The sequence below is a fragment of the Pseudomonas sp. genome (assembly GCF_030147005.1).
Lineage (GTDB): Bacteria > Pseudomonadota > Gammaproteobacteria > Pseudomonadales > Pseudomonadaceae > Aquipseudomonas.
The window spans coordinates 1-13435 of record NZ_JASLAW010000204.1; the positions used below are offsets into that span (position 1 = coordinate 1).

The window sequence follows — 13435 nt, forward strand, 5'->3', positions numbered from 1 at the left end:
AATTCATTTTGGAAGACGTTAAGGGAATGGCTTAACGTTAAGGCCTGTTCGCGTCTGAATGGGGTAGAAGTGTCTTGAAATTGCCGAAGATCACCGCGCCGCCGGCTCGTCAGCTTGCCAGCCACCGCCCAACGCGGTGTAGAGATTGACCTCGGCCATCAGCTGCGCGAGGCGGTCGCTGATCAAAGCTTGTTGCGAAATGAACAGCGAACGCTGCGCATCCAGAAACGTCAGGCTGCTGTCGACGCCGTTGCGGTAACGGTTCCGGGCCAGGTTGTAGTAATCCTGGGTGGCCTGCACCAAATCGCGTTGGGCTTGGAGTTGCTGCTCGTAGGTGCTGCGCGCCGCCAGCCCGTCGGCGGCCTCCTGAAATGCCGTCTGAATCGACTTTTCATACTCGGCGACGGCGACGTCTTTCTGCAACTTCGCGTAATCCAGGCTCGCACGCAGGGCGCCGGCATTGAAAATCGGCAGGCTGATCTGCGGCTGGAATGTCCACGCGCCGGAACCTGCGCTGAACAACCCCGACAGATCGCGACTGGCCGTGCCGGCATTGGCCGTCAGGCTCATGCTGGGGAAAAACGCCGCGCGCGCTGCACCTATATTGGCGTTGGCGGCTTTAAGGCGGTATTCGGCCTGGAGAATGTCCGGACGCCGTTGCAACAAGTCCGACGGCAGCCCGGCCGGTACAGGCGACACCCATTCGCTGGCGATGGGAAGCGCCGGCAAGTGCGCCGAAACCGGCGCACCGACCAGCAGCGTCAGGCTGTTCAGGTCCTGTGCAACCCGGCGCTGGTAGCGCGCCACATTGACCCGCGAACTGTCGACGCTGGTCTGCGCCTGCACCTGCTCCAGCGCCGAGGACTTGCCAGCCTCGCGGTTGCGCGTGGTCAGGCGCAGGCTCTGTTCGTCGGCGGCAAGCGTGTTGCGGCTCAGCTCAAGCAATTGCTGATCGGCGCGCCACGTCAGGTAAGCATTGGCGACGTTCGCCACCAGGCTCAGCTCGGCGCTGCGCCGCGCGTATTCAGTGGCCAGCCAACTCTGCAAGGCTTGTTCGCTGAGGCTGCGCACCCGGCCGAAGAAATCCAGCTCATAAGCGCTGATGCCGAGATTGACCGCAGACGCCGAAGTGATCTGCGCCTCGCCGCCGGTGAGGCTGGACGGCATGCGTTGGCGCGACTGGTTGGCGTTGGCCGACACCGCCGGTAGCCGGTCGGCGCGTTGAATGCGGTATTGCGCCTGGAATGCCTGAACGTTCAGCGCCGCCACACGCAGGTCGCGATTATTGACCAGGGCCGTTTCGATCAGTTGCTTCATGGCCGGGTCGTTGAACAGCGTGCGCCAGTCTTCACGGCGCGCGGCTGGCTGCGTTGCAATCGGGTATTGCGCGGCACTCGGCGACGACGGACGTTGATAATCCGGAATCAACGAACACCCGGCCATCAGCATAACCGTCGATAGCAGGGAAAAGCGTAACGCGGTCATTGCACAGCCACGTTTCAGCCGCAGGCACTGTAGAGATCGAGATGAGTTCAAGCCCCGGCCATCCATTTCGCCAGCCCATGGCGCCCACTGACACTCAGTTTCGCCGCGGCACGCTTGAGATACGTCTCGATCGAGCTGTTCTTGACCCGCAGTTTTTCCGCCGTTTGCGGCACGGTGGCGCCGGTCAGCAGGCCCAGGCAGACTTCTTTCTCGCGGGCCGAGAGGACGATATCGCTCTGCGCCAGCCGTTCATCGAAGATTTGCGCGAGTGGCGCCTGGTCCAGCTCCGCGAGCGCCGGATGAGGCTGCCGGGCGAGACGTTGCCGGGTCATTTGCGCATGCCGTTCGATCAGCGGCAGCAAGGTGTCGGACAGGCTCTTGAGAAACGCCAGCTCCGGCAGGGAAAACGCCCGCTGGGTATGCGGCCGGTACACCGAAATCACGCAACGACGATTGGCGATACGCGACACCAGATTGCACTGATGCACGCCGTGTTGCGGATGGCGCGGTAACGGCGAAGCTTTCAGCTGAATCAGCAGCGAGTCGCTCATCTCGATCATTTTCTGCAGGAGCGGATGATCGTGAGGCCGCTCGATCGCTGCGCGGCAATCGCCGGCCAGGGGCTGGCCCGCACTGCCCAGCGGTTTGATCTCGATCACGCTGGCCTGGCGCTCGTCCAATGTCCACTCACTGAGGTCCAGACGGTTGATCGGCACCAGCGTGTCAACCAACTGGAACATGTTGTTGGCGAACTGATCGTCGCCGGTGCTGGCTATCAGCTCTCCGAGCTGCCAGTAGAAATGCGGGTTTTCCATCGTGCGAATACAACCGGTCAGATTCATATCCTTCTCATCCCTGGTTCAGAGTCATCACCGCTTCGTCTGCCGGTTACGCAAAAGCTGCCACGCAATCACTTCTTCTTGAAGTGATCTACAGCGAATTAAATCTGTACATTTGCCCTGCGTCTGTAGGGGAAAGCAGGGACACAAAGTGCCACTATTCCCGCCAGGATGCCCACCGCAGGCGCTCGCGTTTAAACGTCGTCAATGGCGGGGGAAGCACGCCAACCCCCCGCGCTGTCGGCAGATGAAGCCTTTGCTCAGCCGGTGATCCAGCGAAAAGCACTACTAAATCATGGCGTTTTTCCTACAGATTTTTCAGCCCTTGCTTCAGCGACGTGGCATAGGCGCGTCCTGGAGCGGGCTTTCGGGGAAAGCGGGGCAGGGGCGCTGCGCTTGTCCGGGTTTCAGGTGTCGTGCCGGGAACAGGGCCGATGCTTGAATACCCGGAAAATCACATGAGATGGATCTTATGCAGCCCACTTCAGCCCCCGCAGCGGACGATCTGTCCGCGCCTTGCGAAACCTTTGCGCTGACCGCCGCCCAACGGGATATCTGGCTGGATCAACTCAGCCGCGGTGATTCACCGATGTACAACATTGGCGGATACGTAGAGCTGAATGGCCCGCTGGATCAGGCCCTGATGCAGGCGGCGCTGAATTGTCTGGTCGCGGGCAACGATGCCTTGCGCACGATATTGCTGCCGGGCGCCGGCGCTGATGGGCTGCCCTTGCAAACTTTTGCCCGGACGATGGCGGTGGCGATGCCGCTGTTTGACCTTCGCGGGCTTGACGAAGCGCAAGCGGCAGCGCGGGCATTGGTGCAACAACAGATGGAGCAGATCTATCACCTGGACGGCCAGCCGTTGTTTCGCTTTTGCCTGATTCGTCTGGATGATGAGCGCCACTGGCTGGCGACCCAGGCCCATCACTTGATTCTCGACGGCTGGGGCTTTGGCCAGATGCTCAAGTCGCTGGGTGAAATATACAGCGCGCTGAGCGAGGGACAATCACCCTCGATCTCGGCGCCGTCCTATGTCGATTTCATTGCAGACGACACACGCTATCAGGGCTCGGATCGGTACGCTCGCGACCGCAGTTACTGGCTCGGCAAGTACCGTTCGCCGCCGGAGCCGCTGCTGCTGCCGCGCCATCGTCAGGGGGGCGGCCAAGGAGCGAGACCGTCACAGGCCCATGTGCAAGCCATGCCCGCGCTACTGCATCAGCGTATGCAGCCGGAATTTGCAGGAGGACGCTTCGATCTCGCGCCAGGATTTCGAAACCGCCCAATCGGACTACGAAGTGCAGCAGGCCAACCTGCTGTCACTCGAAGCGCAGATCAAGAGTGCGCATATCCAGATCGACACCGCCAAGGTCAATCTGGCGTACACGCGGATTATTGCGCCGATTGACGGCGATGTGGTCGGCATCGTCACGCAGGAAGGCCAGACCGTGATCGCCAACCAGTTGGCGCCGATCCTGCTCAAGCTGGCCGATCTGGACACCATGACCGTCAAGGCGCAAGTGTCGGAAGCGGATGTGATTCACATCGCGCCGGGGCAGCAGGTGTATTTCACCATTCTTGGCGAAGACAAACGTTATTACGGCAAACTGCGCGGCACCGAACCGGCACCGCAGAATTTCCTCGAAACCGCGCCGGCCGGTACTGCGAAGCAAAACACGGCGGTGTTTTACAACGCGCTGTTCGAGGTGCCCAACCCGGATCATCGCCTGCGCATTTCCATGACTGCGCAGGTGCGGGTGGTGCTCGACACGGCCACCTCCGTGCTGACCATTCCGGTGGCGGCGCTCGGTGCGCGCAACAGCGACGGCAGCTTTCCGGTGCGCGTGCTCGACGCCAAGGGCCAGGCCCAGGCGCGCGTTGTGCGGGTCGGGATCAACAACAACGTCAAGGTTCAGATCAACGACGGATTGGTTGAGGGCGACCGGGTGGTGATCGGTGAACCGGTATCCGCTGTGGCGGGGGCCTGATCATGGCCCAGGCCCTGCTGCAACTGAGCGCAATCACGCGCAGTTTCACCGCGGGTGACCGCGAATTCCTTGCGTTGAAAGACATCGACCTGACGATCCATGCCGGCGAAATGGTCGCGATTATCGGCGCGTCCGGCTCCGGCAAGTCGACCCTGATGAACATCCTGGGCTGCCTCGATTACGCCACCGCCGGCAGCTACAGGATCAACGGCCGCGAAACCCGTGATCTCGACAGCGAGGCGCTGGCGGAGCTGCGCCGCGACTACTTCGGCTTCATCTTCCAGCGTTATCACTTGCTGCCCCACCTCAGCGCCATGCACAACGTTGAGATCCCGGCGATTTACGCCGGAACCCCAGAGCCGCAACGCCATGCCCGCGCCCGTGAACTGTTGGCGCGGTTGGGCCTGGAACGGCACCTCACACATCGGCCCAGCCAGCTCTCCGGCGGCCAGCAGCAGCGTGTGAGTATTGCTCGCGCCTTGATGAACGGCGGTGAAGTGATCCTCGCCGATGAGCCGACCGGCGCTCTTGACACCACCAGTGGCAAGGAAGTGATGCACATTCTGCAGGAGCTGCACGCCGCCGGGCACACGGTGATTCTGGTGACCCATGACCCGAAAGTCGCGGCCAATGCCCAGCGCATTATTGAAGTCAGCGATGGCGAAATCCTCAGCGACCGGCGCAACGTACGTGACAGTGAAACACCGGTGAGCGCCGATCGGGCGGCGCCGCGAGCAACCGCGGCGCGGCGGCTGGTCGCCAGCCTCGGGCTGTTCAAGGAAGCGTTCAACATGGCGTGGGTCGCGTTGATTTCCCATCGCATGCGCACCTTGTTGACCATGCTCGGTATCGTCATCGGCATCACCTCGGTGGTCTCGATTTCGGCGATAGGCGAGGGCGCCAAGCGTTATGTGCTCAAAGACATTCAGGCGATCGGCAGCAACACTATCGATATCTATTCCGGTACCAGTTTCGGCGACAGCCGTTCGGCCGCCATCGAAACCCTGGTGCCCGCCGATGTCGCGGCGCTCAATCAGCTGTATTACGTCGACAGCGCGACGCCGGTGGTCGGGCGCAACCTGCTGTTGCGTTACCGCAACATCGACGTCGATGCGCAGGTCAACGGCGTCAGCGATCTGTATTTTCAGGTGCGCGGAATCAAAATTGCGGCGGGCATTCATTTCAGCGAAAGCGATGCGCGGCGTCAGGCTCAGGTCGTGGTCATCGATCACAAGACCCGTCAGCGTCTGTTTGGCGAGCAGATCGATCCGCTGGGCCAGGTGATCCTGATCGGCAATTTGCCGTGCACCGTGATCGGTGTGGCGGCGGAGAATAAAAACCTGTTTGCCGCGAGCAAATCACTCAACGTCTGGGTGCCCTACGAAACCGCGGCCGGACGTCTGTTGGGCCAGCGCTATCTGGACAGCATCAGCGTGCGCATCAAGGATGGCCAGCCGAGCAAAGTGGTGGAAGACAACGTCAACAAACTGATGCTGCAGCGCCACGGCGCCAAGGATTTTTTCACCAACAACCTCGACAGCATCATGCAGACCGTACAGAAAACCAGCCGCTCGCTGGCGTTGCTGCTGTCGCTGATCGCGGTGATTTCACTGGTGGTCGGCGGCATCGGCGTGATGAATATCATGCTCGTCTCCGTGACCGAGCGTACCCGCGAGATCGGTATTCGCATGGCGGTCGGCGCGCGGCAGTCGGACATTCGTCAGCAGTTTCTGGTGGAGGCGGTGATGGTCTGCCTGCTCGGTGGCGCCATCGGCATTGCCCTGTCGTACGCCATCGGCCACCTGTTCTCGGTGTTCATCAAGGAATGGGAGATGGTGTTTTCAATGGGTTCGGTGCTGACGGCGGTGTTCTGTTCAACGCTTATCGGCGTGGTGTTCGGCTTCGTGCCCGCGCGCAACGCGTCGCGGCTGGACCCGATCGAAGCGCTGGCACGGGATTGAACTCGCCCCTGCGCCCTGAACAGTAGCCGTCGCCGCGATGGCCGACGTGTTCAGCGCCCCGCCAAACCCCCATTCCCCCACAACCGCTTCCGGGCTTCGGCGTGACTGCGCCGAAGCCCGGCGGGTGCTTGCCAGACGGCGTTTTCAGCCTTCCTGAACCCTCTCCCGTAAAAAGATAAATCTTGTGTTTAAACGGCTGAGTTGTATTATCCAAGCAATGTCTTGTGTAAATACCTGAGGCTTGATTTATCTTTCGGCAAATATGGAGGTTTGAATGACTGGGGAGGCGTGGGTACTGGGTAACTCGATGTCGGTGTTTCTGGGCGTACAGGCCGTTGGCCTGAGCCTGTGGCTGAGCATCGCGGTGCTTAACAACTGGCAAGCGTTTCGCAGCTCGGTAGGCGCGGTGGGCGCGACCATGGCCATGGAGCCGTTGCGCCAGAGCCCTGCCATCGAAATTCCCATACTGGTGCGGGCTGTACGCTCACCCCGTTTGCACCAGCTGGCCCTGTTGATCGTGTTGGCCCTGCAATTGGTCGCTGCCCTGGCGGCCTGGACCGGCAGCTATCAGTTGGTCCTCGGCGACGGTCTGTTGTCGGCTCGACCCTGGCTCAACCTCGCCCTCAGCGCGTTTTCGGCATTTGTCTTCGCCATGCTGCTGGGGGGCTTGTGGTTCGGCTACTGGATTCGCCAGGAGGGTTTGCAATTGACTCACCTGGTGCTGTCGATCTGGGCGGTGCTGGCCTTCTTGCTGTTCAACCACAGCTGGTTGTGAACCGCGCGTAACGCACTCATCGTGATAAGGACGTCCATGAACAAGAAGAAGATAACCAGCCTGGTGATGATTCCGGTGGCGGTCATCGCGGTGGTGATGATGTCGCGCGCGCCGTCCCAGGCCCAATCCGCCGATGCCCCGGCCGGCGCGTTGACCAAGGTCGCGCTGGGGGCGGTGCAATTGCGTCCGGCCAATGTGTACTTCGCCGGTGTCGGCGAGCTGGAAGCGGCCTCCCAGGTGCAGGTTTCCGCCGAGGTAGGCGGGCGGATCACCTTGATCAACTTCGAGTCGGGCCGTCAGGTCAAGGCCGGCGAGGTGCTGGTCAAACTCAACGATGCCCCGGAGCAGGCCGAGCAGTTGCGGCTGCAGGCCCAGGTGCGCAATGCCGAGATCATCCGCAAGCGGGTGACCGGACTGGTCAGGGAAAACGCTGCGACCCAGGAACAACTCGACAATGCCCGGGCCGTCCATGACATGGCCCAGGGCGAGTTGAAAAAAGTCCAGGCCCTGATTGCCCAGAAGACCATCCGCGCACCCTTCGCCGGGGAGCTGGGGATTCGCCAGGTCAACGAAGGTCAGTACCTGAATGTCGGCGACCGCATCGTCAGCCTGGTCAACAGCCAGGTGCTCTATGTCAATTTTTCCCTGGATGAGCAGCTCAGCCGTCGCCTGGCCGTCGGGCAAACCGTCGGCGTGCTGATCGACGCCTATCCTGGCCGGGTGTTCAAGGCTCGGATCAGTGCCGTCGACCCGATGATCGGCCGCTCGCGTACGGTGCAGGTGCAGGCCACGCTGGACAGGCCGGATGCCCCCCTCAAGCCAGGCATGTACGCCAGCGTCAAAGTGGCCGATACCGAAGTGGCCGATGTACTGACCGTGCCGGAAACGGCGGTGGCCTACACCGCTTATGGCGATACCGTTTTTCTCGCCCGCCCGGATAAGGGCACCGCGCTGGTGGTCAAGCGGGTGGCGGTGAAAATCGGCCAGCGGCAGGACGGTTGGGTCCAGATCCAGGAAGGGCTGCATGAGGGTGACCAGGTGGTGACCTCCGGGCAACTCAAGCTCAGTGACGGCATGGCGGTGCAGGCGACCGATGACACCCTGGCCCTGCCTGCGTCCAAACCGCCTGTGACGGGCATCTGATTCTTCGCCCAGAGAACACTTATGACTTTCACCGATATTTTCGTTCGGCGGCCGGTGCTTGCGCTCGTCGTCAGTATCCTGATCCTGCTGCTGGGGGCCATGTCCCTGCTGCAACTGCCGATCCGCCAGTATCCGATGCTGGAAAGCTCCACCATCACCGTGACCACCGAATACCCCGGTGCTTCGTCAGACCTGATGCAGGGGTTCGTTACGCAACCGATTGCCCAGGCAGTGTCGTCGGTGGAAGGCGTGGATTACTTGTCGAGTTCGTCGGTGCAGGGGCGCAGCGTGGTCACGGTGCGCATGGAGCTCAACCGCGACTCGACCCAGGCGCTCACAGAGGTGATGGCCAAGGTCAATCAGGTGCGTTTCCGGCTGCCGGAGCAGGCCTATGACCCGGTGATCGAGCGCTCTTCCGGTGAGTCGACGGCGGTGGCCTATATCGGTTTTTCCAGCCCGACTCTGTCGACCCCGGCCTTGACCGATTACCTGGCGCGGGTGGTGGAACCGGTGATGAGCACCATCGAGGGCGTGGCCAAGGTCCAGGTATTTGGCGGGCAAACCCTGGCGATGCGCCTGTGGATCGACCCCGCACGGCTCGCCGCTCGCGGCCTGACCGCCGCCGATGTGGCCGACGCGGTGCGCCGCAACAACTACCAGGCGGCGCCGGGCAAGGTCAAAGGGCTGTTTGTGGTCGCCAACCTGCGGGTCAATACCGACCTGACTAACGTCAATGAATTTCGCGACCTGGTGCTGCGCAACGATGGCAACGGCCTGGTGCGCCTGAAGGATGTAGGCACCGTGGAACTGGGCGCGGCGTCCAGCGAAACCAGTGCCACCATGGACGGCGTTTCAGCCGTGCACCTGGGCTTGTTCCCGACCCCTGGCGGCAACCCGCTGGTGATCGTCGACGGTATCAAGAAACTCTTGCCGGACGTGCGCAAGACCCTGCCACCGGACGTCAAGGCCGAGCTGGCGTTTGAAACCGCGCGTTTTATCCAGACCTCCATCGACGAGGTGATGAAAACCTTGCTCGAAGCCTTGCTGATCGTGGTGATCGTCATCTACCTGTGCCTGGGGTCGTTGCGCACGGTGCTGATTCCGGTGGTGACCATTCCCTTGTCGATGCTGGGGGCTGCGGCTTTGATGCTGGCGTTCGGTTTCAGCCTCAACCTGTTGACGCTGCTGGCGATGGTGCTGGCCGTGGGGCTGGTGGTGGACGATGCGATTGTGGTGGTGGAGAACGTGCACCGGCATATCGAGGAGGGCAAGACTCCGGTGGCGGCCGCCCTGGTCGGTGCGCGGGAAGTGGCGGGGCCGGTGATCGCCATGACCATTACCCTGGCGGCGGTGTATGCGCCTATCGGCATGATGGGCGGCCTCACGGGCGCGTTGTTTCGTGAGTTTGCCCTGACCCTGGCCGGCGCGGTGATCGTCTCCGGCGTGGTGGCGCTGACGTTGTCGCCGGTCATGAGCTCGTTCCTGTTGCAGTCCAAGCAATCGGAAGGGCGCATGGCGCACCTGGCCAACCGCGTCTTCGACGGCCTGGCGCTGCGTTATGCCAGGGTGCTGGACCTGTCGCTGCGGCATCGCTGGCTCAGCGGGATGTTTGCCTTGCTGGTGATGATCAGCCTGCCGTGGTTGTACCAGTTGCCGCAGCGCGAGCTGGCGCCCACCGAGGACCAGGCCGGGCTGCTCACGGCGATCAAGGCGCCGCAACATGCCAACCTCGAGTACGTCGAGCGTTTTTCCGCCAAGCTGAATGACGTCTACGGGCGGCTTCCGGAAACCGTCAGCACCTGGATCATCAACGGCAGCGACGGCATCGCCTCGAGCATTGGCGGCATTAACCTGACGTTGTGGGGCGAGCGCGAGCGCACCGCCGCGCAGATCCAGGTCGACCTGCAAGCGGCCACCAACGACGTGGAAGGCACCAGCATCTTTGCCTTCCAGCTGCCGGCCTTGCCGGGGTCCACCGGTGGCCTGCCGGTGCAACTGGTGCTGCGCAGTTCCCAGGATTACCGCGTGCTGTACGAAACCATGGAGCAGATCAAGCAGAAGGCCCGAGACAGTGGGTTGTTCGCGGTGGTCGACAGTGACCTGGACTACAACAACCCGGTGGTACAGGTGCGGGTGGACCGGGCCAAGGCCAACAGCCTGGGAATCCGCATGCAGGACATCGGAGAATCGCTGGCGGTGCTGGTCGGGGAAAACTACCTCAACCGCTTTGCCCTGGAGGGCCGCTCCTATGATGTGATTGCCCAGAGCCCAGGCAGCGAGCGGCTGACGCCCGAAGCCCTGACCCGCCAGTATGTGCGCACCGAAGACGGCACGCTGATTCCGCTGTCGACGGTGATCCAGGTGTCCGAACACGTCGAGCCCAACAAGCTGACCCAGTTCAACCAGCAGAACGCCGCGACCTTCCAGGGCGTGCCAGCAGCCGGGGTCACCCTGGGCGACGCCGTGGCATTCCTCGAAGGCGTCACCGCCGAGTTGCCCGTGGGGTTCAGCTACGACTGGCAGTCCGACGCGCGGCAGTACACTCAGGAAGGCAATGCACTGCTGCTGGCGTTCCTGGCGGCGGTGATCGTGATCTACCTGGTACTGGCGGCGCAGTACGAAAGCCTGATGGACCCGCTGATCATTCTGATCACCGTGCCGCTGTCCATCAGCGGCGCGCTGATTCCCCTGGCGCTGGGCTACGCCACGATCAACATCTACACGCAGATCGGCCTGGTGACCCTGATCGGGCTGATCAGCAAGCACGGCATCCTGATGGTCGAATTCGCCAACGCTTTGCAGATCCAGGAACACCTCGACCGCTCCGAGGCGATACGCAAGGCCGCGCAAATTCGTTTGCGGCCGATCCTGATGACGACGGCGGCCATGGTGGTCGGCCTGGTCCCGCTGCTGTTCGCCTCGGGCGCGGGGGCCAACAGCCGCTACGGCCTGGGGGTGGTGCTCGTGTCGGGCATGCTGATCGGCACCTGCTTCACCCTGTTCGTGCTGCCGACGGTCTACACCCTGTTGGCCCGCAAGCACTCTGTCGCGGCCGCGACCCCGCGCGCCCAGTCCCTGGCGCAAACCCTGAGGAGCGAACCATGAAGCCCGGCAAAACTGTCACGACCGTGCTGGCGCTGACGCTGCTCAACGGCTGCATGGTCGGGCCGCACTACGAAAAGCCCGCGACCCCGCCGATCAGCCTGGTCACCGCGCAAAAGGCCTTGTTTACCCGGCAGGCGCCTGTGCAGGCTTCGTGGTGGTCGTTTTTTGAGGACGCCGAGCTCGACCGCCTGATCGACACGGCGCTGGCGCATAACCATGACATCCGCCAGGCACAGGCCAATCTGTTGGCTTCCCGCGCGGTGTTTGATGACCGCCGGCTCGACCAGTATCCCGGCGTCACCGCCCGTACCGCCTATGGCCGCAGCCTGGAGCAGCAGTTGCCGTCCGACGGCGGGCCACCCGAGCGGATGCTGTCGCAGACCTATCGCGCCGGCTTTGATGTGCAATGGGAGATCGATGTGTTCGGGCGGTTGCAGCGCCTGACGGCCTCGGCCATGGCGCGCTCGCAGGCGGCCCAGGCAGACCTGGCGCTGATGCAGTTGAGCATCGCCGCCGACGTGGCGCGTTATTACTACGAGCAGCAAGGCCTGACCCGCAGCCTGGAGGTGGCCCAGGCCCAGGTCAGCGCCTGGCGCGAAACGCTCACGCTGAGCAGCGCTCAGGTACGCGCCGGCAGCGGCCAATTCGAGGACCAGCAAAACGCCCATGCCAACTTACTGCTCAGCGAGGCTGCGATTCCACCGTTGCTGACGCGGATCCAGGAAACCGGGTATCGCCTGGACGTATTGACCGGCCAGCCACCGCGTCAACCGCAGGCCCTGGCCAAGGCGCATTTCCTTGCGCCGCTGGCCCGGCAACTGCCCTTGGGCGATGTCGACCAATTGATCCGCAATCGTCCGGATGTGGTCAGCGCCGAACGTCTGCTGGCCGCCAGCACCGAAGACGTCGGCGCCGCCACGGCCGACCTGTACCCGCGCCTGAACCTGGGCGGTTTCATTGGCTTCTTCGCCCTGCGCGGCGGTGACCTTGGCAGCGCATCCCGGGCTTATGAGCTGGCGCCGTCGGTGGATTGGCCGGCGTTTCGCCTGGGCAACGTACGCGCACGTTTGCGCGGTTCCCAAGCCCAGGCCGAAGGTGCCCTGGCACGCTATCAGCAGTCGTTGCTCAAGGCCCAGGAAGATGTGGAAAATGCGTTGATGCGCCTGGCGCAGGACCAGACACGCCTGGGCGCGTTGCTGGCGTCCGCCACCCATGCCGAGCAGGCGATCGACATCGCCAGCAAACGCTACCGCAGCGGCTCGGGAACCTACATGGCGGTGCTGGAAAACCAGCGCGCGTTTTTCCTGATCAAGAAGGACGTGGCCGACGCCGAGACGGCGTCCTACCTCAACGCCATCGCCTTATACAAGGCGTTGGGCTGGGGCAGTGGCGGTCAATCGGCGGACAAACCATTGGCCAGCAACTGAGCCTTGAGGTCGGGCCGGTAGTTGCGTGCATACGTGCGGCCCACGGTGCTTGACCAGGACTGGCCGTCCGCGCGGCCGATGATCTGCCAATGGCGCATCAGGTGTTGGTCATAGGCACTGATCGCCGGCGCCAGCGCCGCCGGGTTGTAGCGTTCGTCGTGACGGAAGGCTTCGATGCCCATGCGCGGTTTCTGCGCCGCCGGCTCGTGCACATGACCCAGGGCCAGGCCGCACAGGGCGAAGGTCTGTTCGGGCAGGCCGAGCAGTTCGATCATCGCCTCGGCGTTGGCACGAATGCCGCCCACCGGTACCACGCCCAGCCCCAATGAGCGCGCGGCGATCATCAGGGTACTGAGGATGATGCCGCCGTCGGTGCTCGCAGCGATCAACCCCTCCAAATGCCGCTGGATCTGCTGTTGCTGACCATTGAGCGCGGCACCTACGGCGGTCTTGTGAAAGTCCACCACCAGCACGATAAATACCGGCGCCGACACAATCCAGGGCTGGCCGCCCGCTACTGCCGCAATGCGCTCGCGGGTGGCTGCATCGCGCACCACCACCACGGAAATATGCTGGGCATTGAATGACGTCGGTGCCAGGTGACCGGCACGCAAGATGGCATCCAGGTGTGCGTCGCTGACGGGCGTGGAATGGAAGCTGCGATCGCTGCGGTGGCTGGTGAGCAAGTCGATGGTCGGGGTCATGGCCT

General features: G+C 62.8%; 8 protein-coding genes and 2 pseudogenes. 7 read left to right on the top strand and 3 right to left on the bottom strand.

The features are described 5' to 3' along the window. Positions 1–90: 90 nt before the first annotated feature. Together Q1V60_RS19145 and Q1V60_RS19150 are read right to left on the bottom strand one after the other, a co-directional pair. Positions 91–1485 carry an efflux transporter outer membrane subunit gene (locus Q1V60_RS19145; protein ID WP_300633482.1) on the bottom strand — a complete coding sequence of 465 codons (1395 nt, stop codon included), beginning with the start codon at positions 1483–1485 and terminating at the stop codon, positions 91–93. A gap of 47 nt (positions 1486–1532) precedes the next feature. After that, positions 1533–2327, bottom strand: coding sequence for a LuxR C-terminal-related transcriptional regulator (locus Q1V60_RS19150; RefSeq protein WP_300633484.1), 795 nt, complete (start codon positions 2325–2327; stop codon positions 1533–1535). 469 nt (positions 2328–2796) lie between these two features. On the opposite strand from Q1V60_RS19150, the pseudogene Q1V60_RS19155 reads away from it, so the two are divergent. The 7 genes and pseudogenes from Q1V60_RS19155 to Q1V60_RS19185 all read left to right on the top strand — a co-directional run. After that, a pseudogene (locus tag Q1V60_RS19155) lies at positions 2797–3507 on the top strand (condensation domain-containing protein); the annotation flags it as partial. A 52-nt stretch (positions 3508–3559) separates the two neighbouring features. Further along, positions 3560–4315 (top strand): annotated as a pseudogene (locus Q1V60_RS19160) (efflux RND transporter periplasmic adaptor subunit); the annotation flags it as partial. A gap of 2 nt (positions 4316–4317) precedes the next feature. Further along, entirely contained in the window at positions 4318–6276 is a 1959-nt protein-coding gene (locus tag Q1V60_RS19165; RefSeq protein WP_300633486.1) for a MacB family efflux pump subunit, read from the top strand. Positions 6277–6550: 274 nt separating this feature from the next. Continuing rightward, entirely contained in the window at positions 6551–7051 is a 501-nt protein-coding gene (locus Q1V60_RS19170; RefSeq protein ID WP_300633488.1) for a DUF2165 family protein, read from the top strand. A 36-nt stretch (positions 7052–7087) separates the two neighbouring features. Then, positions 7088–8194, top strand: a complete 1107-nt coding sequence (locus Q1V60_RS19175; protein WP_300633490.1) for an efflux RND transporter periplasmic adaptor subunit — start codon at positions 7088–7090, stop codon at positions 8192–8194. A gap of 21 nt (positions 8195–8215) precedes the next feature. After that, entirely contained in the window at positions 8216–11299 is a 3084-nt protein-coding gene (locus tag Q1V60_RS19180; protein ID WP_300633492.1) for a MexW/MexI family multidrug efflux RND transporter permease subunit, read from the top strand. Next, complete coding sequence (locus Q1V60_RS19185) at positions 11296–12726, top strand: TolC family protein (protein ID WP_300633494.1); 1431 nt, start codon at positions 11296–11298, stop codon at positions 12724–12726. Before Q1V60_RS19180 ends, Q1V60_RS19185 begins: the two co-directional genes overlap by 4 nt. Here Q1V60_RS19185 and Q1V60_RS19190 read toward each other — a convergent pair. Further along, a complete protein-coding gene (locus Q1V60_RS19190) occupies positions 12693–13430 on the bottom strand; it encodes a nitroreductase family protein (protein ID WP_300633496.1) in 738 nt (245 codons plus the stop codon). The genes Q1V60_RS19185 and Q1V60_RS19190 overlap by 34 nt on opposite strands. Positions 13431–13435 lie beyond the last annotated feature (5 nt).